Source organism: Rhodopseudomonas palustris, from assembly GCF_003591005.1.
In the GTDB taxonomy this organism is placed as follows: Bacteria; Pseudomonadota; Alphaproteobacteria; order Rhizobiales; family Xanthobacteraceae; genus Rhodopseudomonas; species Rhodopseudomonas palustris_K.
The window spans coordinates 1-23,638 of sequence record NZ_QYYD01000014.1 but is presented as its reverse complement, the minus strand read 5'-3'; the positions used below and the strand labels follow the sequence as shown (position 1 = coordinate 23,638).

Genomic DNA, 23,638 nt, shown 5'->3' with positions numbered 1-23,638 from the left:
ATGACGAACGAAGCCCCGGCACGTCCCGCATCCACCATCCTGTTGTTGCGCGACCGCGCCGACGGCTTCGACGTCTTCATGATGGTGCGGCACTATCAGATCGAGTTCGCGTCGGGCGCACTGGTGTTTCCGGGCGGCAGCGTTGACGGCGGCGACCGCGACATCATCGGCCGGCCCGAACTTTACGCCAGCGCCGCGGCGGGCGAGGGGCCTTCGCTCGAATTCCAGATTGCCGCGATCCGCGAGACCTTCGAGGAGAGCGGCATTCTTCTGGCGCGGCCGCGCGGCAGCAATCAACTGGTTGCGGCGGCGCGTGCCGCCGAGATCGAGGCCGCGCATCGCACCGCACTCTGCGAGAATAAGATTTCGTTCGCCGAGATCCTGAAGACCAATCAGCTGGTACTCGCGCTCGATCTGCTGGTGCCGTATGCGCACTGGATCACGCCCGAGAAGCTGCCGAAGCGGTTCGGCACCTGGTTTTTCCTCGCCGAAGCGCCGCCGGAGCAGCTCGGCATGCACGACGGCAAGGAGTCGACCGACTCGATCTGGCTGTCCCCGCGCGAGGCGCTCGACGGCGGCGACAGCGGCCGCTTCACGCTGCCGTTCCCGACCACGCGCAATCTGATCCGGCTCGGCAAACAGCCGAACGTCCGGGCTGCGCTCGACGACAGCCGCGGCAAGCCGGTCCCCACCGTGATGCCGATCATGCGCCGCGACGGCGACAAGCGCACGCTGACGATCCCGGCCGATGCCGGCTACGACGGCGAAGTGTTCGAGTTCACCGGCAATTAGCTCGGGGCTCACAGAGCCCAGCCGCGCATATCGTGGTCGGATATGGGCGCTTTCATCTCAACCTGTCATGCCCGGCCTTGTGCCGGTCATCCACGCCTTGCGGCGCGAGCGGCGAGAAGGCGTGGATGGCCGGGCCTTCGCCGCGCCGAAGCGGCTACGGCCGCGCAGGCGGGACAAGCCCGGCCATGACGGGACTAATTGCAATCTGAAAGACGTATGAATGCGACGCGCCCCGCGATGCAGCGTGGATATTGCTGCGCTGCAGTGTTGCTATCAAATCAGACATTGCGATCGACTGATCAGTTGACGCGTTCCGGAACGCGCGCGACACTCTCGGGCAGGCCCGCCAGAGGCCAAAGGGAGTGAACGATGATAGATCTTGCCGGTCGCGCGCGGACAGCGCGCCGATTCCTCCGCACGCCTGCTTCCGCGTCAATCGTTCAGAGGGACTTCAAGTTCGGCGTCGCCGCGGTCGCGGCCACGTTGCTGCTGCATGGCGCGGCCTTCGCTCAGGGCGCCAAGGGCTCCGCCGAGCATATCCGCGCCGTCACCGGCGCGATCGACGGCGCGGCGATCATCGCCAATGCCACGACAACCAACGACTGGCCGAGCTACGGCCTCGACTACGCCGAGACCCGATTCAGCAAGCTCGACAAGATCAACACCGACAACGTCAAGCAGCTCGGTTTGAAGTGGAGCTACAACCTGCAGTCGGAGCGCGGCGTCGAGGCGACGCCGGTGGTGGTCGACGGCATCATGTACGTCACGGCGTCGTGGAGCGTGGTGCACGCCATCGACACCCGCACCGGCAAGAAGCTGTGGACCTTCGATCCGGGTGTCGATCGCTCGAAGGGCTATCGCGGCTGCTGCGATACGGTGAACCGCGGCGTCGCGCTGTACAAGGGCAAGGTGTTCGTCGGCGCCTATGATGGACGCCTGGTCGCGCTCGACGCCGCCACCGGTCAGAAGGTCTGGGAGAAGGACACACTGATCGACCACGAACATTCCTACACGATCACCGGCGCCCCGCGCGTGTTCAACGGCAAGGTGGTGATCGGCAATGGCGGCGCCGAATATGGCGCGCGCGGCTATGTTACGGCTTATGACGCCGAGAACGGCAATCAGGCCTGGCGCTGGTTCACGGTGCCGGGCGATCCGTCGAAGCCGTTCGAAGACGAGTCGATGGAGAAGGCGGCGAAGACTTGGGATCCGGCCGGGAAATGGTGGGTCAATGGCGGTGGCGGCACCGCGTGGGACACCATCACGTTCGATCCCGACCTCAACATGGTCTACATCGGCACCGGCAACGGGTCGCCGTGGAATCGGCATCTACGAAGCCCGGCTGGCGGCGACAACCTCTATCTCGCTTCGCTGGTCGCGCTCAACGCCGACACCGGCAAGTACATCTGGCACTATCAGGAAACGCCCGGCGACAATTGGGACTACACCTCGACCCAGCCGATGATTCTGGCCGACCTCACCATCGAGGGTCAGCCGCGCAAGGTGATCCTGCACGCGCCGAAGAACGGCTTCTTCTTCGTGGTGGACCGCACCAACGGCAAGTTCATCTCGGCGAAGAACTTCGTCGATGTGAACTGGGCGACCGGCTACGACGCCGACGGCAGGCCGATCGAGAATCCCGAAGCGCGATCGGCGGACAAGGGGTTCGACAGCATTCCGGGGCCGTATGGCGCGCACAACTGGCACCCGATGTCGTTCAATCCGCAGACCGGGCTGGTGTATCTGCCGGCGCAGGGCGTACCGGTGAACCTCACCGGTGAGAAGGCGCTGAACCAGAACAAGACCGAGCCGTTCAAATTCGGCAGCGCGACCGGGTGGAACGTCGGCTTCGCGCTGAACGCCACGCCACCGAAGAACCTGCCGTTCGGTCGGCTGGTCGCGTGGGATCCCGTGCAGCAGAAGGAGGCCTGGCGCGCCGAATACGTCTCGCCCTGGAACGGCGGCACGCTGACCACCGCGGGCAATCTGGTGTTTCAGGGCACGGCCGACGGCCGTCTGGTCGCCTACAACGCCAAGACCGGCGAGAAGCTCTGGGAAAGCCCGCTCGGCACCGGCGCGGTCGCGGCGCCGGCGACCTATATGGTCGACGGCGTGCAATACGTCTCGATCGCGGTCGGCTGGGGCGGCGTGTTCGGCATCAGCGCCCGGGCGACCGAGACCGAGGCGCCGGGCACGGTGTACACCTTCGCGGTCGGCGGTAACGCGCCGATGCCGGCCTTCAGCAAGTACCAGATGGGCAATCTGCTCGCCGGCATCGAGTACGACCCCAAGGACGTGCCGGAGGGCACTGCGATCTACGTCGCGGCCTGCGCGACCTGCCATGGTGTGCCCGGCGTCGACCGCGGCGGCAACGTCAAGAATCTCGGCTATAGCACCCCGGACAAGATCCAGAACCTCAAGCAGATCGTGTTCAAGGGGCCGTTCCGCGACAAGGGCATGCCGGACTTCACCGGCAAGCTGACCGACGCCGACGTCGTCAAGATCCAGGCCTTCATTCAGGGCACGGCCGACGCCATCCGGCCGAAATAAAGGTTGTGATCCCGTCCTCCCGCCGCTGCGAGGGGGCGGAATGCATCCGAAACGCCCACCGGCGCCGGGCCCGATCAGGGACCCGGCGTTTGGCGTTTCGGGCCGTTGCGGCCTCTCTACCCTTCGCGAAGACTTTGTGGGATAGTCGCCGCGACGGGAGCAGCGGTTTCGCCATATGCCAAACGCCATGTCAGCGTTCATCCAGAGCGTGAGATCGCGCACGCTCTCGATCCGGCAGATGACGTTTGGCAGCTTCCTGCTGCTGCTGGCGATCATTGCGATGACCAGCGTCGGCAGCGTCATCGCGATCCGCCACATCGACAACACCTTCGCCGAATTGCAGCGGCTGCAGAGCGTCGGCGACCTCGCCGAGGAGATCGAACGCCGGATGAGCGAACTGCGGTTCGCGGCGCGCGAGGTGGTCAGCGATCCTAGCGCGCAGCCCGCCGGCCGGGTGTTCGAGGCGGCCTCGGCGCTGACCCAGCTCCTCAAGAAGACCCGGCTGGAGATCGATCCAGATCAGCAGGAAATGATCGACGGCGTGACCGCGCGCCTAAGCAACTATCGCGATGGCCTCGAGCGCATCACGGCGTTGATGCCGCGCCGTGCCGAGATGATCGCAACCGTGCCGCCGCTGCGGGAGGCGTTTGAGGCGGTTGCCGCCCGACTGCAGGATCGCAGCCTGGCCGCAGCGTTGCAGGGCGAGCAAAGCAAGATCGCGGCGGCGTTGCTGTCGCGCGATCTGGCCAGCGCCAGCGAAGCGGCCCAGCGGATGCGGACCATTCCACTGGCCGATCCCGCCGCTGCAACGGCCGTGCGCGACTACGCGGACGTGATCGTCTCCACGACTGCGGTGGAGGAGGAAATCGCGACGCTGGATCGCAATGTCCTCGGTGCCGAGGGGCGGCTGATCGGACGGGTGACCGAGCTGTTGCGGGACATCAGCGCCCGGCGCGGCCGGGTGCTGTCGCGCGATCTCGCCCGGACCCTGACCGAGGACAAATGGCAGAGTATCGTGCTCGGCTCGGCCGGCGTGCTGGTCGGGCTGCTGGCGGCCGCCTTCGTGGTGCGGCGGACCGTCGGGCCGCTGTCGGCCATCACCACAGCGATCCGCTCGCTTGCCGCCGGCCGGCAGTACACGGCGATTCCGGCCACCGACCTCAAGAACGAAATTGGCGACATCGCCCGTGCAGCCGAGGTGTTTCGGCGCACGCTGGTGGAGGCGGACACGGCGCGCGAGGCCGCGGTACGCGCGCTGGCGGAGCAGCGGCTGGCGGAAGAGAGCTATCGCAAGCTGTTCGAGGGCTCGATCGACGGCATCTACGTCACCACGCCGGAGGGGGCTCTGCTGAACGCAAACCCGGCGCTGGCCAGGATGATGGGCTACGAAACCCCGGCCGAGCTGATGCGCGCGGCCTCCGACGTCGCCGGCAACATTTATGTCGATCCGAGCAAGCGGGCCGAGTATTGCGACCTGATGGAGCGCGACGGCATGGTACGTGAATTTGAGTACCAGGCCCGCAAGCGGAATGGCGACGTGCTTTGGCTGTCGGACAGCGCCAGCGCGATCCGCGATGAGACCGGGACGGTGGTGCGCTACGAGGGCACCGTTCGCGACATCACCGATCAGAAGCGCGCCGAGACCGCGATCGCCGAGGGGCGGCGGCTGCTGCAGCAGGTGATCGACACCGTTCCGGCTGTGATCAACGTCAAGGACACCGAACTGCGCTACGTGCTGATGAATCGCTACATGGCCACGATCTTCGGCATCAATCCGAAGGAGGCGATCGGGCGGACCACCACCGAGCTGATGTCGCGCTATGGCTCGCACAAGACCGACGCCAACGACAAGAGGGTGATCGCGACTGGAGAAGGGCTCGGATTCTACGAGGAGGAGTATCGCGACGCCACAGGCGCCATGCGGCAATGGCTGGTCAACAAGATGCCGCTGAAGGACGCGGACGGACGGATCGAGCGAATTGCGACGGTGGCGCTCGATATCGGCGAACGCAAGCGCGGCGAGCTCGAGATGCGGCAGGCCAAGGACGCCGCAGAGGCTGCTCTCCGCAATCTGCGCGAGACCCAGCAATCCTTGATCGAAGCCGAGAAACTGGCAGCGCTCGGCCGGCTGGTCGCCGGCGTCGCGCACGAAGTGAACAATCCGGTCGGCATCAGCCTGACGGTAGCCTCCGCGCTCGACCGCAAGGCGGCGGTGTTCGCCGGGGAGGTCGAGCGCGGCGAACTGAAGCGCTCGCGGCTCAACGAATTCCTCACCAGCACGCGCGATGCGTCGGCCCAGCTGGTTGCCAACCTCAATCGCGCCGCCGAGCTCATCCAATCGTTCAAGCAGGTCGCCGCCGACCGCAACTACTCGGACCAGCGCATGTTCGATCTTGGCGACCTCACCGAGCAGGTGGTGATGAGCCTGCGGCCGGGGCTGCGCAAGCAGAACCTGACGCTCAACGTCGACTGCGAGCCCGGCCTGACGATGAACTCGTATCCGGGTCCGTACGGGCAGGTGCTGACCAATCTATTCCTGAACTCGGTCGCGCACGCCTTTCCAAACGGCCGTCCGGGGATGGTCGAAATCAAGGTTCGCGCTGCCAACGCCGATCAGGTCGAGATCCTCTATGCGGATGACGGCTGCGGCATGAGTCTGGACGTGCGGCGGCGCGCGTTCGACCCGTTCTTCACCACGCGGCGGGACCAGGGCGGCACAGGGCTCGGCCTGCACATCGTCTACAGCATCGTCACCAATCGCCTCGGTGGACGGCTCGAACTGCGGTCGGAGCCGGGCGGCGGCACGCAAATCCAGATGATCCTGCCGCGGGTCGCTCCGATGGAGGTCGATCAAAGCGCGGTCGCCGGCGCCCGCGCCTGAGGCTGCTCGAGCCTCAAGGTAGCTCGCTCAATTGGCGTCGGCCAAACTGAACAGCAGTCGTTCAATCGGCCTCAGCGAGCCAGCGCAGCGTCGCCTTGAACGACTGGCTCGACTTGCCGACCAGAGCTGTGCCCTGCATCACAGCCGAGGTGTCGGTCCAGGTGCCGGAAACGCCAATGCCGACCGGCTCCTTTTGGCCGCCGAACAGCGGATTGGCGTCGGGGCTGGGCGTGTGCTGGCTGATCGTGACTTCGCCTTTGAATGCATTGCCAGTCGTGACATAGCTGCCGGTGTAATAGAGATATGCATCGCCGCCCAAAATCTTGCCGTTTCGAAATAACGCGACGCCGCTGCCCTTGCCCGAGCGGCCGTCCAGCAGGTCCGCGTGGACCGAATACAAACCGTTTCTCATTGTGTCCCCCGCGCGCCGATCAATTACCGGTTGCGCCTATCTGTTATGCCAAAGCGGCCTGACCCCCGTCAACGCGGCAGGAGTACGCGAACCCGGCCAGTTGCGATTGACCTGATCCCGGCGATCGTCGACAGTTGAGGCAGGGATCAGTTGGACTCTATTCGCGGTTCGTGGCGGCGATCGGCTGACCGGCGAAGGAGGTCGCTTGTGCTCGAGACTCATCTCCTGGTGATCGATCCGCAGAACGATTTCATGGATATTCCGGCGGATGCCGATCCGATCCTTTTCGAACAGTCGAACGGTCCGCGTTTCCGCTCAGCGCTGCCGGTGCCCGGTGCGCTCACCGATATGGATCGGCTCGCGACAACAATCGGCCGGATCGGGCCGCGCCTGAGCCGGGTCCACGTGACGCTCGATACGCATCGGGTGATCGATGTTGCTCATCCGGCGTTTTGGCGCGACGGCAACGGTCATGCCCCACCGCCGTTCACGATGATCAGTCATGCGGACGTCGTCGCCGGGACCTGGGCGCCGCGCAATCCGGACTGGAAGAGCCGGATGCTGGACTATACGGCCGAGCTGGAGAATGCCGGTCGGTTCGTGCTGATGGTGTGGCCGGAGCATTGTCTGATCGGGAGTTGGGGACACAACATCGTCGATGGCCTTCGCGATGCCCTGTCGCGCTGGGAACGCGACAACGGCGTGACCACCGAGTTCGTCACCAAGGGCATCAACACCTTCACCGAGCATTACGGCGCGCTGCTGGCCGAGGTGCCCGATCCGACCGATCCGTCGACGCAGCTCAATCGCGAGCTGATGTCGGCGCTGCAGCAGGCGGACGTCATCGCGATCGCCGGCGAAGCGTCGTCACATTGTGTCGCCACCACGGTCAATCAGTTGGTCGACCATATCGGCGAGCGACATTGGTCGAGAATCCATCTGCTGACGGATTGCATGTCGCCGGTCCCGGCGACGCCGGGGTCTCCCGACTTCCCAGCGCTGGCCGATCAGTTCCTGCGCGACATGGCGACGCGGGGCGTGGTGCTGACGACGTCGGATGCGTTTCTCGCCTGAGGATGATCGCCCGTTCGCGACGGGCGCCTAACTCCTAGGCAAGTCCCGTTCAGAAAATCAGCAGGCGAGCTATTCGAGCAAAGGCGCCGCGGTATCCTGATTGCCGTTGGCGGCGACGATGCGCTGCATCATCGCGACGAATTGACTTCGTTCGCGCTCCGACAAGCCGTCGAGCGTGCTCTGGTGCGCGGCCCGCGCGGCGCCTTCAATTTTGGCAAGGAGTGCCGCGCCAGCGCGAGTGAGACGGCACAGCCTCGCGCGCCGATCCGCTTCGTTGATCGGGCGCTCAACGAGTTGCCGAGCCTCCAATCGCTTGAGCGCGCCGGTCGTCGTCGTCCGGTCGAGCGCGATATCAGCGGCCAATGTGGTCTGATCCGCGGTCTTCCGCGCGGCAAGCGCGGAGAGCAGGCTGTATTGCAGCGGCGTGACATCGAATTGACCACAGGCCTGCTGAAACAGCGAGGCGTGGATCTGATGCAGTCGCCGGATCAGGAAGCCAGGCCGCTCGGCGAGCGGCCATGGTTCAAGTGTCGCTTTGACTGCGCGGGAATGCTTCTGCCGCAACCGTTTCTCTCTCTCTCTCTTTTCAAGGCCGCGAAGCCCGTTGAGGTGGCGAACGCAATAGCGCGATTTGCGCTGCCATCCGTATCTTAGACTTTGGCATAAGCCTTGCTAGATGCAAATGCGAAGCATGCTTCGTAATTTGATCCGGATTTTCGAAGGAGAGCGGTCCGATGTCGGTGAGTGCCAGCTTTGATGTTCTGTTGCGCGGCGGGCGGGTGATTTGTCCCGCGTCCGGCATTGATGGCGCGTTCGACGTCGCGGTGCGCAACGGCAAGATCGCCGCCGTCCAGAAAGACATTCTGCCGTCGAGCGCCAAGGAGGTTGTCGACGTCTCGGGGCAGCTGGTGCTGCCCGGCATGATCGACACCCACGCGCATATCTATCAGTACGTCTCCGGCCGGTTCGGCATGGAGCCGGATATGGTCGGCGTCCGCTCCGGCGTCACCGCGCTGATCGATCAGGGCGGCCCGTCCTGCATGACGCTGCCGGGCTTCCGCCACTTTATCGCCGAGCCGGCGAAGTCGCGCGTCTATGCGTTCCTGTCCGCTTATCTGGTGGGCGGTCTGGAAGGCCATTTCTATCCGCAGCTGTACAGCCCGGATGGTGTCGACATCGACGCGACCGTGAAGGCGGCGCGCGCCAATCCGGACATCGTGCGCGGCATCAAGGCTCACGCCGAAATCGGCGGCTTCGCGCGCTGGGGCATTCGCGTTATCGAGATGGCGGCCGAGATCGGCCGACAGGCCGAGCTGCCGGTCTATGTGCATTTCGGCCAGCTCTGGGGGCTGCCGGAAAGCGGCGCCAATGGCGAGGATGCCGATACGATCCTCACGCGCGTCATTCCGCTGCTCAAGGAAGGCGACGTGCTGGCGCATCCGTTCACGCGGCATCCCGGCGGCTTCATCAATCGCGAAGGCGATGTTCATCCGGTGATTCAGGCGGCGCTCGATCGCGGCCTCAAGGTCGACGTCGGTCACGGCAGTCACTTCTCCTATCGCCTCGCCAAGATGGCAATCGCTGGCGGCATCGTGCCGAACACGCTCGGCGCCGACATCCATGGCTACAACACCCACGTTCCGGCGCCGGCCGGCACGCCGGATCAGCACGAGGACGAAGAGAACCATCCGTTCGCCGGCCAGGCCAAGTTCAGCCTGGTGCAGGCGATGAGTTCGATGATGGCGCTCGGTCTGTCGCTCGAACAGGTGGTGCCGATGGTCACCGCCAATCCGGCCAAGATGATCGCGCGCTCGGACGAGATCGGTGCTCTCAAGGTCGGCATGGACGCCGACGTCTCGGTGCTGACGCAGCGTCCGGGCCGCTACGTGCTGCGCGACAATGAAAGCACCGAAGTGATTGCCGACAGCCTGCTGCAGCCCGTGTTCTGCCTCCGCGCCGGCATCCGCTACGACGCCGACGCGTCGATTTTGCCGGAAGCGGTGGCTGCGTAAATAACGAACGTGAGCGAGTAGATGCTGCATCTCCCCGTCATTGCGAGCGAAGCGAAGCAATCCAGGAGCCCAGTGCTCGGAGCTGGATTGCTTCGTCGCTTCGCTCCTCGCAATGACGGGGAGAGGGCGCTCTCTTGATTAGTTCGTCTTGCCTCGGAGAAGATAAGTTGCACGGACGCGTCGACAAGCATCAAGGCAGCGGGCAGGGCGTCGGCGCACGGCTGCCGCGCAAGGAGGACGACCGGCTGATGCGCGGGCGCGGTCAGTATGTGGCCGACGTCCGTCTCGCGGGCATGCAGGACGTCGCCTTCGTGCGCAGTCCGGTCGCTCATGCGCGTATCCGCGGCATTCACGTGCCGAAGGCGTATCGCGATCGGGTGTTCACTGCCGCCGATCTCGTCGATGTCAACCCGATCCGCGCGGTGTCCGGACTTCCGGGCTTCAAGATCTCCGAACAACCGGTGCTGGCAAGCGGCAAGGTCCGCCAGGTCGGCGAGATGATCGCGATGTGCGTGGCGCCGACCCGCGCCGAGGCCGAAGATATCGCGGCATCGGTCGTGCTCGACCTCGAAGAGTTGCCGGCCATCTCCGACATGCTGCAGGCGCGCGCGCCGGGCGCGCCGCTGGTGCACGAGCATTGGGGCGACAACGTCTTCCTCGAAACCAATTTCGAAGTCGATATCAGCGCCGCTCTGGACGCGCCGATCAAGGTGTCGCGCGAGATCACCACGGCCCGGCAGTGCATGGCGCCGCTGGAGGGCCGCGGCGCGGTCGCGACCTACGATCACCGCGTCGATCAGCTGATCGTCACCACCTCGGCGCAGATGCCGCATATCAACCGCACCGGCCTCGCCGAATGTCTCGGCCTGGATCAGGGCCGCATCCGCGTGATTTCGCCCGATGTCGGCGGCGGCTTCGGCCAGAAGGGCATTCTGCTGCCGGAAGAAGTCTGTCTGTCGTGGCTGACGATGCGGCTCGGCCATCCGGTGCGCTGGATCGAGGACCGCCGCGAGCATCTCACCGCCAGCGCCAATTGCCGCGAGCATCATTACAAGATCACGCTCTATGCCGATCGCGACGGCAAGCTGCGCGGCATCGATTGCGAGGCTACCGTCGATTCCGGCGCGTACTCGTCCTATCCGTTCTCCGCCTGCCTCGAGGCCGCGCAGGTCGCCAGCATCCTGCCCGGGCCCTATGTGATGCCGGCCTATCGCTGCCGCACGTACTCCGTCGCTACCAACAAATGCCCGATCCTGCCGTATCGCGGTGTCGCGCGCACCGGCGTTTGCTTCGCGCTCGAACTGATGCTCGATCTGGTCGCCGCCGAAGCCGGGCTGGAGCCGAGTGAGGTGCGGCTGCGCAATCTGGTGCCGCCCGAACAGATGCCGTTCAACAACATCACCAACAAGCATTTCGACAGCGGCGACTATCTACAGGCGGTGCACCGTGCGCTGAGCGCAATCGACATCGATGCCGTGCGCGCGCGTCAGCAGCGCGGCGAGCCGGACGGCCGCCGGATCGGCCTGGGCCTGTCGATCTATTGCGAACAGGCCGCCCACGGTACCTCGGTGTACGCCGGCTGGGGCATTCCGATGGTGCCGGGCCATGAGCAGGCGACGGCCCGGCTGACGCCGGACGGAGGCCTCGAACTTCGCGTCGGCGTGCATTCGCACGGTCAGGGCATGGAAACTACGCTTGCGCAGGTGGCGCACGAGATGCTTGGCATCGACGTCGCCAAGGTGCGGATCATCCTCGGCGATACGGCGATGACGCCGTATTCGACCGGCACCTGGGGCTCGCGCTGCGCGGTGATGGCCGGCGGCGCGGTTGCGACCGCCTGCGGCGATCTCGGCGATCGTATCAAGCGGATCGGCGCCAAGCTGCTGCAACAGGACGTCGCCGAGGTCGAATTCGTTGATGGCGAAGTCCGCGGCAGCACCGGCAGCGTGACGCTGCGCGAGATCGCGCACACCTGGTATCGCCGCCCACAGGATCTGCCGCCGGATGTCGATCCGGGCGGCCTCGACGTCACCTCGGGATTCAAGCCGCAGCGCGACAGCGGCACCTTCAGTTACGCGGCGCATGCCGCGGTGGTGGCGATCGATCCCGATCTCGGCAATGTCGAGATCCTCGACTACGTGATCGTCGAGGACGGCGGCGTGCTGCTCAACCCGCTGGTGGTCGACGGCCAGATCTATGGCGGCCTCGCGCAAGGCATCGGCACCGCGCTGTACGAGGAGATGCCGTTCGACGCCGCCGGCCAGCCGCTGGCGACGACGTTCGCCGACTACCTGCTGCCAGGACCGACCGAAGTGCCGGCGCCGCGGCTCGATCACATGGAGACGCCGTCGCCCTACACCAAGTTCGGCGTCAAGGGCATCGGCGAGGGCGGTGCGATCGCTCCGCCGGCCGCGATCGCCAACGCCGTCAACGACGCGCTGCGCCCGCTCGGCACCGAGCTGATGCGCTCGCCGATCACGCCGTTCCGCGTGGTCGAAGCGCTGATCGCCGCGCGCGATGCGGGGAGGGCGGCCGCATGAAGCCCGTTGCGTTCGACTATGCGCGTCCGCGCGACCTCACAGCAGCGTTGACGCTGCTCGGTGGCCATGACGGCACCAAGGTGATGGCCGGCGGCCAGTCGCTCGGGCCGATGCTCAATCTGCGGCTTGCGCAGCCCGAGCAGATCGTCGACATCACCGCGATCGCCGAGCTGAAGCAGGCGGAGATCAGCGGCGACGAGTTGGTGCTCGGCGCCTGCATCACTCACGCCGATATCGAGGACGGCCGCGTCCCCGACGTCACGCGCGGCGCGATGCGCGGCGTCGCCGCCAACATCGCCTATCGCGCGGTGCGCAATCGCGGCACGCTCGGCGGCTCGCTGACGCATGCCGATCCGGCGGCGGATTGGGTATCGGCGCTGACCGCGCTCGGCGCGCGCGTGACGCTGCGCAGCGCCGCGGGCACGCGCCAGATCGCGCTGGCCGACTTCATCACCGGCGCGCTGCAGAGCTGCCTGAAGCCGGGCGAACTGCTCACGGCAATCCACGTGCCCAAGCGCGCCGCGACGGCGCAGTGGGGTTACGTCAAGACCTGCCGCAAGACCGGCGAGTTCGCGCACGGCCAATGCGCGGTGCTGATCGACCCGGCCGCGGGCACCGCGCGGATTGTCATCGGCGCGATCGACGCCGCGCCGATCCTGATCGCGCAGCCGGCCGAACTGTTCGGCGGCCGCATCGCCGCCGACTACAAGACCCGATTTGACGCGCGGGTTGCCGATCAACTGCTGAGCGCAGCCGGCATCGCCGACGCCGTTCACCGCCACATCCATCTCACCGTGCTGAAGCGCGCGCTGCAGGAGGCCGCATGAGCACGCTGGCGCTCACAGTCAATCGTCGCGCGGTCGATCTTTCTGCCGAGCCGCGCACCAGCCTCGCCGATGTCGTGCGCGATCATCTCGATCTCACCGGCACGCATCTCGGCTGCGAGCACGGCGTCTGCGGTGCCTGCACCGTGCTGATCGACGGCGTGCCGGCGCGGTCCTGCATCACCTTCGCGGCGGCTTGCGACGGCGCCGCCGTCACCACCATCGAAGGCCTCGACGACGACGAGATCGCCACCGAGCTGCGCGCCGCCTTCACGCGCGAGCACGCGCTGCAGTGCGGCTATTGCACGCCCGGCATGCTGGTGTCGGCGCGCGATCTGGTGCTGCGGCTGCCGGAGGCGGACGACCGCGCCATTCGAGTCGGCATGAGCGGCAATCTCTGTCGCTGCACCGGCTATGTCGGCATCATTCGCGCGGTGACCGCCGTGATCGCCGATCGCCGCGCGCGCGGCATCGCGCCCGAACTCGGCGGCGGCCACACCGCGCTGGGTCCGGTCGGCTCCGGTCACGGCGCGACGCCGACCGAGGGACGTGCCGCGACGGCTGTGCCGGCCGCTGCGGCGCCCGCGGCCGGCATCACCATCGCCGACTTCACCCCGGCTGCGACGATCGAGCAGGCGTTCGAGGTGCAGCATCCGCCGGCGCAGGTCGCCGCTTTGTTCATCGACGTGGCCGTCGTTGCGGCGTGCCTGCCGGGGGTGACGCTGACGAACGCCGCCGATCCGGCGCGGATCGAAGGCGAGATCCGCGTGCAGGTCGGGCCGATCGCCGCGCAGTTCGCCGGGGTGGCGCGCGTCGAGCGTTCGGCCGACGGCCTGTCGGGCCGGATCATCGGCGCCGGCAATGATCGCCGCAGCCGGTCATCGACCCAAGGCGAAATCCGCTACCGGCTGACGCCGCTGCAGGGCGGCCAGGCGACGCGCGTCGAGCTGAGCATCGGCTACACGCTCACCGGCCTGCTGGCGCAGGTCGGGCGCAGCGGCCTGGTGCGCGATCTGGCGCGGCGCCTAGTCGAGCAATTCGCCGGCAATCTCGAACGCAGGCTGTCGGGTCAGAGCATCTCTGCCGTCGCCGCAAGTCACCAGCTCAACGGGCTGACGCTGCTACTCGCCGTGCTGCGCGCGCGTTTGCCGCGCTGGCTGGGAGGACCATCGCGCCACTAGCGGCGCGCAAGTTGCAAGGACGGATGCCGCGAATGGCGTCCTCAAACAACACCGATCACGGAGAAACGAGAATGATGCGACACCTGCGGACTGCTTCACTGATCGCGCTGGCGACGGCTGTGCTGATGGGCACAGCCTCGGCCGAGACCATCAAGATTGGCGTCAACGAGCCCTTGACCGGCGCCTTCGCCGCGTCCGGCACTTACGTCGTCAACGGCGCCAAGATCGCCGCCGACGAGATCAACGGCAAGGGCGGCGTGCTCGGCAAGCAGATCGAACTGGTGATCGAGGACAACAAGAGCAACCCGACCGAAGCGGCGGCGGTCGCCGAGAAGCTGATCACCCGCGACAAGACGCCGGTGATGATGGGCGCCTGGGGCTCCAGCCTGACGCTGGCGGTGATGCCGAAGCTGATGGAATACGAAGTGCCGATGATCGTCGAGACCTCGTCGTCCGGCAAGATCACCACGACGGGCAATCCCTACATCTTCCGCATCTCGCCGCCGTCGGCGATCGAGGCCGCGGCTTTCGCCAAGATCGTCGACAAACTCAGCCTGAAGAAGGTCGACTTTCTGGTCATCAACAATGATTGGGGCCGCGGCGCCGCCGAGGACTTCGGCAAGATGATGAAGGAGAAGGGCATCGCGGTCGGCCTGGTCGAGACCATGGACCAGGGTGCGCAGGACATGAGCGCGCAGCTCTCCAAGCTGAAGGGCTCGGATTCCGAGACGATCATCGTCACCGCTGCGGTCGATCAGTTGACGCTGCTGTTCAAGCAGGCCGCCGCGCTCGGGCTCAAAAAGCGCATCATCACCACCGGCGGCTCGCAGAACCCGGACCAGATCATCGCCCAGGCCGGCGCTGCCGCCAACGGCACGATGCATCTGACGACCTTCCTGCCGTGGTTCCCGGACAAGACGCCGAACCCGGAAGCGACCACGTACTTCGTCTCCGAATGGAAAAAGCGCGGCTTCGACTTCGCCGGCTGCACCGAGAGCTTCCGCGGCTATGACGGCATCCGCACCGCGGCGGCGGCGATCGAGAAGGCCGGCAAGGCCGAGCCGGCTGCGATCAAGGCGGCGCTGTGGGACATCAAGCTGAAGGGCCTCAACGGCGACATCGCGTTCCAGAAGTCCGGCCCCACCGGCAAGGAGAGCGGCCAGAGCCAGCCCAACGTGTACCTGATCGAGATCGCTGACGGCAAAGTCGGCATGAAGGACCTCTGATCGCGACGCGAGAACCCGGCGAGGCGCGACCAGCGCCTCGTCTTTCCCTGCAGCCGTGAGGATCGACCTTGGGCGAGTTTCTCCAGCATCTCATTAACACGCTCGTGCTCGGCGGCACCTACGCGCTGCTCGGCATCGGCCTCACGCTGATCTTCGGCATCATGAATGTCGTCAATTTCACGCACGGCATTCTCTACACCTTCGGCGCCTATGTGATGTTCATCGTGGTGCAGAAGTTTGAACTGAACTTCTTCGTCGCGTTGCCTTTGGCGATCGCCAGCGGCTGGGCGCTCGGCGCCCTGGTCGAATTGACCCTGCTGCGACCGCTGCGCGGCTCCGACATCGACACCACCATGCTGGTGATGATCGGTGCATGGATCGCGATGCAGTCGGCGACGCTGTGGGTGTGGGGCGGCGTCGCCAAATCCGTGCCGACGCCGTTTCCGGATGCTCCACTCGAGATCGGCCCGGTCTCGGTGTCGTGGCTGCGGCTGTTCGTGCTGCTCGCCGCCGGCGCGCTGATCGTGCTGACTTACGTGCTGATCAACCGCACCCGGCTCGGCAGCGCGATGCGCGCGACGTTCCAGGATCAGGACACGGCGGCGCTGATGGGCGTCAACGTCAATCTGATCTACACCTCGACCTTCGCGATGGGCTCGAGCCTCGCCGCCGCGGCCGGCGCGCTGCTTGGTCCGGTCTATGTGGTCTACCCGTCGATGGGCGATCTCGCCGCCGTCAAGGCATTCGCCATCGTCATCCTCGGCGGACTCGGCAACATCACCGGCGCCGTGATCGGCGGCTTCATCCTGGCGCTCGCTGAGGAATTGGGCGCCGGCTACATCTCGTCCGGCTATCGCGACGCGATGGGCTTCCTGATCATCATCGCCGTGTTGATCTTCCGCCCGACCGGGCTGTTTCCTCGTGCGGAGCGCGTCGGATGAGACTGCTGCTGTCGATCGTCGTCATCGCTGCACTCGCTTCCGTTCCGATGTGGCTGAGCGATCCGTATCTGCTCAACGCGTTGATCACCACCGGGATCTTTGTGATCGGGGCAATGAGCCTCAATCTGCTGCTCGGCTTCACCGGCCAGCTCAGTCTTGGCCATATCGCCTTCTTCGGCATCGGCGCCTATGTCAGCGCGCTGACCTCGCTCGGCTTCAGCGTCAGCCTGCCGTTCGGGCTGCAAATCGTGCACGAGCCGTGGCCGCCGCTGGCCGGCTTCGCGATCGCCGTGCTGGTGTCGGGACTGTGCGGCTATCTGGTCGGGCGGTTGTCGTTCCGGGTGCGCGGCGCATATTTCGTCATCGTCACCATCTCGTTCGCCGAAGTGGTCCGGCTGGTGGCATTGAACTGGGTCGAACTGACCCAGGGACCGCTGGCGTTGACCAGCATTCCGCCGATGCAGGTCGGCTTTCCGGGCCTCGGTGAGTTCATTTTCCGCACCAAGCTGCACAACTACTATCTGGTGCTCGGCGTGGCCGTCGCCTGCTATCTCCTGATTGCGCGGCTGGTGCATTCGCATGTCGGCCGGGCGATGCGCGGGCTGATGGAGAACGAGACGCTGGCGGTGTCGATCGGCATCGACGTCACCAAGACGCTGACGCTCGCCGCCGTGGTCTCGGCCGGCATCTGCGGTGCTGCCGGCAGCCTGTACGCGCACTACATGAAGATCATCGATCCCGAAGTGTTCACCTTCATCAATACGGTGACGATGGTGATCATGGTGGTGGCCGGCGGCAAGGGCACGCTGGCCGGGCCGGTGGTCGGCGGACTGATCTTCGGGCTGATGCCGGTGGCGCTGCGGCCGGTGATGGCACCCGAGGCGCAATGGATCGCCTATGGCGGCGCGTTGATCGTCATCCTGTTCATCATGCCGCGCGGCATCGTGCCGGCGCTGGTGCAGTGGTTTCCGCGCATGAGGCCGGCGACTGCGCCGAGCTTTGCCAAGCGCGGCGTCGAGGAGAGCGCGTGATGGGGGCTGCAGCAGCTTTGAAGCAACCTGCGGTGCAGACCGCGCTCAGCGTCGAAAAAGTCGCGATGCATTTCGGCGGTCTGGTTGCGATCTCCGACATGACGTTCTCGGTCGGCGAGGGCGAGATCGTCAGCCTGATCGGCCCCAACGGCGCCGGCAAGACCACGGCGTTCAACGTCGTCACCGGCTTCCTGACGCCGACCCACGGCGACGTCACCTATCGCGGCCAGTCGCTGCGCGGGATGAAGCCGCAGGCGATCGCCGATCTCGGCCTGATCCGCACCTTCCAGCGCACCAGCGTGTTTCCGAACGACACTGTCTACGACAACGTGCTGATCGGGCTGCATCGCCGCGGCCGCGTCGGCGTGCTGCCATCGGTGCTCGGCCTGCCGCGGGTGCGGCGGGTGGAGGCGGAGCTGAGGGAGAAGGCCGCCGAGCTGGTCGAGTGGGTCGGCCTTGGTCGTCGGGCCAACGATCTTGCGGGGTCGATGTCGTATGGCGAGCAACGGCTGGTCGGCGTCGCGCTCGCGCTCGCCGCCGAGCCGTCGATGCTGCTGCTGGACGAGCCGGTGTCCGGCATGAACGCGTCTGAGACGCACACCTTCGTGCAGCTTATCCGCAAGATCCGCGATCGCGGCATCACCATTCTGCTGGTCGAGCACGACATGCCGATGGTGATGAGTGTGTCCGATCGGATCGTCGTGCTGAACTACGGGCGGATCATCGCCGAAGGAACGCCGGACGTGATCCGCAACGATCCCGCCGTGATCGAAGCCTATCTCGGCCAAGGGGTGAAGCATGCTTGAGCTCATCAACGCCGAGTGCGGCTATGGCGGCGTCACCGCGCTGCAGGGCATCACCTTCGAGGTCAAGGCCGGTCAGCTGGTCGCGCTGATCGGCGCCAACGGCGCCGGCAAGAGCACGACGCTGCGCGCCATCTCCGGCCTGGTGCCGCTGCGCGCCGGCGCGCTGCGGTTCGACAACGAGGTGCTGACCGGCGCGCGACCGCCGCGGATTCTGAAAGCCGGCATCGCGCATTGTCCGGAGGGCCGTCGCGTCTTCCCGCATATGACCATCGAAGAGAATCTCGACATGGGCGCTTACTTGCGCAGCGACCGCTCCGAGGTCGCAGCCGACCGCGACCGGATCTATGGGGAGTTTCCGCGGCTTGCCGAGCGCCGCAAGCAGGCGGCCGGCACGCTGTCCGGCGGCGAGCAGCAGATGCTGGCAATCGGACGCGCACTGATGAGCAGGCCGAGGTTGGTGATGTTCGACGAGCCGTCGCTCGGGCTGGCGCCGAACATCGTGGAGCGCACCTTCGCGATCATCCGCCGCATCCGCGACAATGGCACGACCGTCCTGCTGGTCGAACAGAATGCGTTTGCGGCGCTCGACATGTGCGACCACGCTTATCTGCTCGAGGGCGGCCGCATCGTTTTGTCGGGCAGCGGCGCGGAACTCATCGCCAACCCGCATGTGCGCAAGGCGTATCTCGGTGGCTGACGACTGGGCGGCCGATCTCTCGCGGTCACGGGAGCAGTGGCTGCCGGTATGCAGCCTTCCGCGGCTGGCAGAAGCCGGCATCGTCGCGGTGCGTGTTGCCGGTGTCGATCTCGCCTTGGTTTCGGTTGGTGGAGTGGTGTCCGCCTGCGAGCGGGCGTGTCCGCACGAGCAAGCTGACCTGGCGTGCGGACGCGTCGTCAACGGCCGGCTCGCCTGTCCGCTCCACGACGCCTCGTTCAGCCTGGTCGACGGCGCCATCTCCGACGGCTGGCCGAGCCGGCCGCTACGGCTCTATCCGGTGCGTGTCGAGCGCGGCGAAGTTTTCATCAACGCCGCGGCACTGAAGCCGTAACGCGACAACAGTTATCCTGCCGGCGATATATTCACTGCCGTCACTCTGAGGCGCGCGCACCTCAGAGCCTGGCCGAAAATGCGGCCTTTGCAATCAGGCACTTTCCTATCCACGCGTCATGCCCGGCCTTGTGCCGGGCATCCACGCCTTTGCTGAAGGAAACGCAGCAAAGGCGTGGATGGCCGGGACAAGCCCGGCCATGACGGAGTTTGTGAGCTGATTAGCCGACCGCAAAATGTGGCTGATCAGTCGGCTTTAGTTTTGAGTCAGACGCTTAGGATGGCGATTCAGCGCTTCAGGTGACGTCGGCGCCATCGTTTCAATGGAGCGTTTGGGCTCTTAGTCAACCAGTTCAAGCGCCGCCTTCACCAGCGCGCCGTCGGATTTGCGCAGTTCGGCGAGGATCGAGAAGTGATCGTGACCGGCGAGCGGCAGCAGCCGTCCCGGTGCGCCGGCGGCGTCGCGCTGCGCGTGCAGGTTCGTCGAATCCAGCACCAGCGCCGGAAGCTCGTTAGCGCCGTAGGCGAGGTCGAGGCGCTTGTCGATCACCGGCAGGCGCAGCGGCGACAGCTTGGCGATCTCGTCGTCGGTGAGCTGCAGCGCTTTGTTGAGCCCGGTGTCGCGGATCGGGCCGAGATCAAACACGCCGGAGATCGACAGTCCGGCGGTGACCAGCGGATGATCCAGCGTCATCGCAACAAGATGACCGCCGGCCGACCAGCCCGACGTGACGACCGGACCGGCGACGCCGTGCTCCGGACCATGCGCCGCGAGCCAGTCGAGCGCCGCGCGGCTCTCGTCGACGATCGTGGTCAGCGTCACGTCCGGCGCCAGCGAATAGCCCGGGATCGCCACCGACCAGCCGTGCGCCGCGATGCCTTCGACCAGCATGGCGAACAGCTCGCGCGAATTCTTCTGCCAATAGCCGCCGTGCCAGAACACCAGGCACGGCGCGTCGCGTTCGGCTGCCGGATAGAGGTCGATCTTGTTGTTCGGGCGATCGCCGTAAGGCAGGTCGAGCACCGACTTCAAACTCGCACGCGTCCTGGCCGATGACGCGTTGCGCTCGGCGATCAGTTCCGGGCTGTTCTTGACCGCGCTGTTGTTGTCATAGGCCGCGTCACGCTCGCTCTGCGACAGCTGCGCCCAGGTGTTGCGGGGGTCGGCGGGGCGGGCACTCGTCATCGCGCATCATTCCTTGTTGGTGTCTTTGCCCTCGACCATGGCAGCAAAGCGCCGTGCGTGTCGATCGCATTTTTGCGGCATCTGCCGCATCGCGCATCAGGCTTGCTACGCGTCGCAAATTGCGTTCGGATCGCGGCTGTGGCAATTCATCCGAACAGTCCAGCGGCATAGAACATCATGGCCGACAAGCAAGCAGCGCCCGATCGCGGCGCAGTGATCTACAAGGCGCTGTGGCACGCCATCATCGAGCAGGCGCTGCAGCCCGGCGCCAAGCTGCCCGAGGATGCGATCGGCGAGAAGTTCGGCGCCAGCCGCACCATCGTACGCGCGGCGCTGACGCGGCTGGCGGCCGAAGGCCTGGTCGAGCTGCGGCGCAATCGCGGCGCGGCGGTGGCGACGCCGAGCTGGAACGAGGCGCGTGATATCTTCGACGTGCGGATCGGCCTCGAGCGTCTGGTGGTGGCGCGGCTCGCCGGCCGGCTGACGCGCGAGCAGATCAAGCAGCTGAAGCAACACGTCGATGCCGAGGAAGAGGCGCGCGGCAGCAATGTGCCGCTGTCGATTCGGCTCGCGACGGACTTTCACATCAAGCTTGCGGGAATGACGGGCAATCCGGTGCTCGCACGCTACGTCAGCGAAGTTGCGTCGCGTTGCGGACTGATCCTGGCCCGGTTCAGCCGGCCGCATTCGTCGGATTGCGCGGTCAGCGAGCATCGCGCCCTGATCGCGGCGCTGTCATCCAACGACGTTCCCGCGGCCATGACGCTGATGGATCATCATCTCGACGCGGTGGCCGACCGCGCGATGATCTTCGAACATCCCCTGCCGGAGCGCGACATCCAGGACATCCTGGAGCCGTACGTGAAGGATGCCGCGCAGGTGAAGGGCAAGAAGGCTTCTTCGAGAAGGACGTAGTGCCTCTCAGTTCGTCATTGCGAGGAGGCGAAGCCGACGAAGCAATCCAGCGCCGTGCACGGCGTTTCTGGATTGCTTCGCTTCGCTCGCAATGACGAGGAGAGTTTCTCGTCCCACTCAAGCGCATGCGTCCAACGTCTCCTACGCCTCGATCCCCCGCTGCGTCAGCAGCCGCTCCGCGCTGTCGTTCCAGACGTCCATCTTGACGATCTTGCCGCCGCGGACGACGAAACGGTCCACATAGCGGTTGCCTTCGAACGGCGTGCCGTCGGGCCATTCGCCGTACAGCGTGCCGGTGTTGTACACGACCGTCTCGCTGTCGCCGGGGGCGACGTCAGTGCGCTCCATCTTCTTCTTCACCCATTTGTAGCGTTTGGCGTTGAACGCGGTGGCGTCACGCGGATGCGTGAACTTGCGGCCGCCGGTGAAGGTGATGGCGACGTCTGACGCCATGAAGGTCGCCGCCGTCTCCGGATCAGGAACCATCGACGCGACCAGAAAGCGCTCGACCAGCGCCGCCGCGGCGGCCGTGTCGTCGCTCCGGGCGGGCGCCGGAATCGTCTGGGCTTGGGGCATGAGCGGGTCTCCTTGTTTTGCCTGACGCCCGGTCAAGCAAGCCCGGTGCCAGAAATCGTATTCGTTCCTAGCTTAGATTGTATACGATTTGGGCGGCCGCTGTCTGCATGTTGAGCAGCCTCCAGCGTGGAAGCTGCGATCTCACGGGCTTTTGGGCGTGTTCGCTGCGAATCCGCTCTGCCGTCACATGGCACACCGCTTGCTAGCTCCAGCTCGCATCCATTGGAGAGGGCCGTGAGCATGTTCGCATTGCCGAGAATTTCGCGCCGCTTGCTGATTGCCGCAGGCGCAACGTCGTTGGCGCTGGCCGCGGTGCCGGCCTTTGCGCAGGAGACCGTCAAGGTCGGATTGGTCGCGGCGATGTCCGGCCAATCGGCCAAGTCGGGCGAGGCGATCGTCCGCGGCCTGTCGCTGGCGATCGACGAGATCAACGCCAAGGGCGGCGTGCTCGGCAAGAAGGTCGAGCTGGTGGTCCGCGACGACGAAAGCAACCCGGCCAAGGGCGTGATCGCGGCGCGCGAGCTGGTGCAGCGCGAGAAAGTGGTGGCGTATTTCGGCGGCATCGATACGCCGGTGTCGATGGCGATCGTGCCGTTCGCCAACCAGTCGAAGGTTCCGTTCGTCGGCGTCTGGGCCGCCGGCACGCCGATCACCCGCAACGGCGCCGCCGAGAACTACGTGTTCCGCGTCTCCGCCGTCGATGCGCTGGTCGATGTCGCGCTGGTCGACTACGCGGTCAAGAAGTACGCGGCCAAGAAGCCGGGCATGATCCTGATCAACAATCCCTGGGGCGAGTCCAACGAGGCCGGACTGAAGGCGGCACTCTCCGCGAAGAACATGCCGAACGCCGGCGTCGAGAAATTCGAAGGCGGCGACGTCGATCTGGTGCCGCAGCTCACCCGGCTGAAGGACGCCGGCGCGGATACGCTGTTCATGGTCGCCAACGTCGCCCCGTCGGCGCAGGTGGTGAAGTCGCTCGACCGCATGGGCTGGAACGTTCCGGTGGTGTCGCATTGGGGGCCGGCCGGCGGCCGCTTCACCGAACTCGCCGGGCCGAGCGCCGAGAAGGTGCACTTCATCCAGACCTTCAGCTTCTCCGGCAACCCCAGCCCGAAGGCGGCGGCGGTGCTCGATGCGCTGAAGGCGAAGTATCCGCAGATCAAATCGGCCGCCGACGTCACCCCCGCCGTCGGCATTGCCAACGCCTACGACGCCATGCATCTCACCGCGCTGGCGATCGCCAAGGCCGGCTCGACCGACGGCACCAAGATCCGCGACGGCTTCTACGAGATCGGCAGCTACGACGGCCTGATCAAGAGCTACAGCAAGCCCTTCACCAAGGACAACCACGACGCGCTGTCGCCCGAAGACTACATCTTCACCTACTTCAAAGGCGACGAAATCCTGCCGCTGACGAATTGATGGTCAGCGACCACCTCAACGTTCGTCATTCCGGGATGCCCCTTCGTCGGCGAAGCCGATGAAGGGGCAGGCCCGGAATCCATAACCTCTGTGCGTGCGTGTCGGCACAGCCGGTGTAACTCCTATGTTCAACACGAACGCAGGGGTGATGGGGTGGACGGCCCCCAACGGCATCGCATTGTGCCAGATTGAGGTTGTTGCAAACTTCAAACGAGGGAGCC

General features: G+C 65.8%; 20 protein-coding genes. 16 read left to right on the top strand and 4 right to left on the bottom strand.

Features of this window, described 5'->3' with window-relative positions:
• The 3 genes from D4Q52_RS14510 (at position 1) to D4Q52_RS14500 (ending at position 6,223) form a co-directional block, all read left to right on the top strand.
• Positions 1-792 (top strand): NUDIX hydrolase, encoded by a 792-nt coding sequence (locus tag D4Q52_RS14510; RefSeq protein WP_119857288.1) that lies wholly within the window; start codon positions 1-3, stop codon positions 790-792.
• Between the two features lie 369 nt (positions 793-1,161).
• Positions 1,162-3,342, top strand: a complete 2,181-nt coding sequence (locus tag D4Q52_RS14505; RefSeq protein WP_119857287.1) for a PQQ-dependent dehydrogenase, methanol/ethanol family — start codon at positions 1,162-1,164, stop codon at positions 3,340-3,342.
• A 175-nt stretch (positions 3,343-3,517) separates the two neighbouring features.
• Positions 3,518-6,223 (top strand): PAS domain S-box protein, encoded by a 2,706-nt coding sequence (locus D4Q52_RS14500; RefSeq protein ID WP_119857286.1) that lies wholly within the window; start codon positions 3,518-3,520, stop codon positions 6,221-6,223.
• A 61-nt stretch (positions 6,224-6,284) separates the two neighbouring features.
• Here D4Q52_RS14500 and D4Q52_RS14495 read toward each other — a convergent pair whose 3' ends face one another.
• Positions 6,285-6,635 (bottom strand): GrlR family regulatory protein, encoded by a 351-nt coding sequence (locus D4Q52_RS14495; RefSeq protein ID WP_119857285.1) that lies wholly within the window; start codon positions 6,633-6,635, stop codon positions 6,285-6,287.
• A gap of 207 nt (positions 6,636-6,842) precedes the next feature.
• Here D4Q52_RS14495 and D4Q52_RS14490 point away from each other — a divergent pair, with 207 nt between their 5' ends.
• Positions 6,843-7,709, top strand: a complete 867-nt coding sequence (locus D4Q52_RS14490) for a hypothetical protein (RefSeq protein ID WP_119857284.1) — start codon at positions 6,843-6,845, stop codon at positions 7,707-7,709.
• A 69-nt stretch (positions 7,710-7,778) separates the two neighbouring features.
• Here D4Q52_RS14490 and D4Q52_RS14485 read toward each other — a convergent pair whose 3' ends face one another.
• Positions 7,779-8,273, bottom strand: a complete 495-nt coding sequence (locus tag D4Q52_RS14485) for a MarR family winged helix-turn-helix transcriptional regulator (protein WP_119857283.1) — start codon at positions 8,271-8,273, stop codon at positions 7,779-7,781.
• 170 nt (positions 8,274-8,443) lie between these two features.
• Between D4Q52_RS14485 and D4Q52_RS14480 the strand changes: the two genes are divergently transcribed.
• From D4Q52_RS14480 to D4Q52_RS14435, 10 genes are all read left to right on the top strand, one after another.
• Positions 8,444-9,721: an amidohydrolase/deacetylase family metallohydrolase gene (locus D4Q52_RS14480; protein ID WP_119857282.1), complete on the top strand. Its 1,278-nt coding sequence runs from the start codon at positions 8,444-8,446 to the stop codon at positions 9,719-9,721.
• A gap of 248 nt (positions 9,722-9,969) precedes the next feature.
• Entirely contained in the window at positions 9,970-12,261 is a 2,292-nt protein-coding gene (locus D4Q52_RS14475) for a xanthine dehydrogenase family protein molybdopterin-binding subunit (RefSeq protein WP_119857412.1), read from the top strand.
• On the top strand, positions 12,258-13,088 hold the full coding sequence (locus D4Q52_RS14470) for an FAD binding domain-containing protein (protein WP_119857281.1): 831 nt from the start codon (positions 12,258-12,260) through the stop codon (positions 13,086-13,088). The genes D4Q52_RS14475 and D4Q52_RS14470 overlap by 4 nt, the downstream gene beginning before the upstream one ends.
• Positions 13,085-14,266 carry a xanthine dehydrogenase family Fe-S subunit gene (locus D4Q52_RS14465; RefSeq protein ID WP_119857280.1) on the top strand — a complete coding sequence of 394 codons (1,182 nt, stop codon included), beginning with the start codon at positions 13,085-13,087 and terminating at the stop codon, positions 14,264-14,266. Before D4Q52_RS14470 ends, D4Q52_RS14465 begins: the two co-directional genes overlap by 4 nt.
• 71 nt (positions 14,267-14,337) lie before the next feature.
• On the top strand, positions 14,338-15,492 hold the full coding sequence (locus D4Q52_RS14460) for an ABC transporter substrate-binding protein (protein WP_182915318.1): 1,155 nt from the start codon (positions 14,338-14,340) through the stop codon (positions 15,490-15,492).
• 68 nt (positions 15,493-15,560) lie between these two features.
• Positions 15,561-16,433, top strand: coding sequence for a branched-chain amino acid ABC transporter permease (locus D4Q52_RS14455; RefSeq protein ID WP_119857278.1), 873 nt, complete (start codon positions 15,561-15,563; stop codon positions 16,431-16,433).
• Positions 16,430-17,464, top strand: coding sequence for a branched-chain amino acid ABC transporter permease (locus D4Q52_RS14450; protein ID WP_119857277.1), 1,035 nt, complete (start codon positions 16,430-16,432; stop codon positions 17,462-17,464). Before D4Q52_RS14455 ends, D4Q52_RS14450 begins: the two co-directional genes overlap by 4 nt.
• Entirely contained in the window at positions 17,464-18,270 is an 807-nt protein-coding gene (locus tag D4Q52_RS14445; RefSeq protein ID WP_119857276.1) for an ABC transporter ATP-binding protein, read from the top strand. The genes D4Q52_RS14450 and D4Q52_RS14445 overlap by 1 nt, the downstream gene beginning before the upstream one ends.
• On the top strand, positions 18,263-18,967 hold the full coding sequence (locus tag D4Q52_RS14440) for an ABC transporter ATP-binding protein (RefSeq protein WP_119857275.1): 705 nt from the start codon (positions 18,263-18,265) through the stop codon (positions 18,965-18,967). The genes D4Q52_RS14445 and D4Q52_RS14440 overlap by 8 nt, the downstream gene beginning before the upstream one ends.
• A complete protein-coding gene (locus tag D4Q52_RS14435) occupies positions 18,960-19,319 on the top strand; it encodes a Rieske (2Fe-2S) protein (RefSeq protein WP_234831204.1) in 360 nt (119 codons plus the stop codon). The genes D4Q52_RS14440 and D4Q52_RS14435 overlap by 8 nt, the downstream gene beginning before the upstream one ends.
• A 339-nt stretch (positions 19,320-19,658) precedes the next feature.
• Here the strand turns inward: D4Q52_RS14435 and D4Q52_RS14430 are convergent, their stop codons facing one another.
• Positions 19,659-20,504, bottom strand: a complete 846-nt coding sequence (locus tag D4Q52_RS14430; protein ID WP_119857273.1) for an alpha/beta hydrolase — start codon at positions 20,502-20,504, stop codon at positions 19,659-19,661.
• A gap of 177 nt (positions 20,505-20,681) precedes the next feature.
• On the opposite strand from D4Q52_RS14430, the gene D4Q52_RS14425 reads away from it, so the two are divergent.
• The gene (locus D4Q52_RS14425; RefSeq protein WP_119857272.1) at positions 20,682-21,419 is read left to right on the top strand and encodes a GntR family transcriptional regulator; all 738 of its coding nucleotides are present in this window, start codon (positions 20,682-20,684) and stop codon (positions 21,417-21,419) included.
• A 141-nt stretch (positions 21,420-21,560) separates the two neighbouring features.
• Here D4Q52_RS14425 and D4Q52_RS14420 read toward each other — a convergent pair whose 3' ends face one another.
• The gene (locus tag D4Q52_RS14420) at positions 21,561-21,995 is read right to left on the bottom strand and encodes a nuclear transport factor 2 family protein (protein ID WP_119857271.1); all 435 of its coding nucleotides are present in this window, start codon (positions 21,993-21,995) and stop codon (positions 21,561-21,563) included.
• Between the two features lie 240 nt (positions 21,996-22,235).
• Between D4Q52_RS14420 and D4Q52_RS14415 the strand changes: the two genes are divergently transcribed.
• Complete coding sequence (locus tag D4Q52_RS14415; protein WP_119857270.1) at positions 22,236-23,417, top strand: ABC transporter substrate-binding protein; 1,182 nt, start codon at positions 22,236-22,238, stop codon at positions 23,415-23,417.
• The last annotated feature ends 221 nt before the right edge of the window (positions 23,418-23,638 follow it).

Bases quoted from the DNA above. Each gene is read 5' to 3' on its own strand.
- D4Q52_RS14510 (WP_119857288.1), top strand. From the start codon at position 1: ATGACGAACGAAGCCCCGGCACGTCCCGCATCCACCATCCTGTTGTTG.
- D4Q52_RS14505 (WP_119857287.1), top strand. From the start codon at position 1,162: ATGATAGATCTTGCCGGTCGCGCGCGGACAGCGCGCCGATTCCTCCGC.
- D4Q52_RS14500 (WP_119857286.1), top strand. From the start codon at position 3,518: ATGCCAAACGCCATGTCAGCGTTCATCCAGAGCGTGAGATCGCGCACG.
- D4Q52_RS14495 (WP_119857285.1), bottom strand. From the start codon at position 6,635: ATGAGAAACGGTTTGTATTCGGTCCACGCGGACCTGCTGGACGGCCGC.
- D4Q52_RS14480 (WP_119857282.1), top strand. From the start codon at position 8,444: ATGTCGGTGAGTGCCAGCTTTGATGTTCTGTTGCGCGGCGGGCGGGTG.
- D4Q52_RS14475 (WP_119857412.1), top strand. From the start codon at position 9,970: ATGCGCGGGCGCGGTCAGTATGTGGCCGACGTCCGTCTCGCGGGCATG.
- D4Q52_RS14470 (WP_119857281.1), top strand. From the start codon at position 12,258: ATGAAGCCCGTTGCGTTCGACTATGCGCGTCCGCGCGACCTCACAGCA.
- D4Q52_RS14465 (WP_119857280.1), top strand. From the start codon at position 13,085: ATGAGCACGCTGGCGCTCACAGTCAATCGTCGCGCGGTCGATCTTTCT.
- D4Q52_RS14460 (WP_182915318.1), top strand. From the start codon at position 14,338: ATGATGCGACACCTGCGGACTGCTTCACTGATCGCGCTGGCGACGGCT.
- D4Q52_RS14450 (WP_119857277.1), top strand. From the start codon at position 16,430: ATGAGACTGCTGCTGTCGATCGTCGTCATCGCTGCACTCGCTTCCGTT.
- D4Q52_RS14445 (WP_119857276.1), top strand. From the start codon at position 17,464: ATGGGGGCTGCAGCAGCTTTGAAGCAACCTGCGGTGCAGACCGCGCTC.
- D4Q52_RS14440 (WP_119857275.1), top strand. From the start codon at position 18,263: ATGCTTGAGCTCATCAACGCCGAGTGCGGCTATGGCGGCGTCACCGCG.
- D4Q52_RS14430 (WP_119857273.1), bottom strand. From the start codon at position 20,504: ATGACGAGTGCCCGCCCCGCCGACCCCCGCAACACCTGGGCGCAGCTG.
- D4Q52_RS14425 (WP_119857272.1), top strand. From the start codon at position 20,682: ATGGCCGACAAGCAAGCAGCGCCCGATCGCGGCGCAGTGATCTACAAG.
- D4Q52_RS14420 (WP_119857271.1), bottom strand. From the start codon at position 21,995: ATGCCCCAAGCCCAGACGATTCCGGCGCCCGCCCGGAGCGACGACACG.
- D4Q52_RS14415 (WP_119857270.1), top strand. From the start codon at position 22,236: ATGTTCGCATTGCCGAGAATTTCGCGCCGCTTGCTGATTGCCGCAGGC.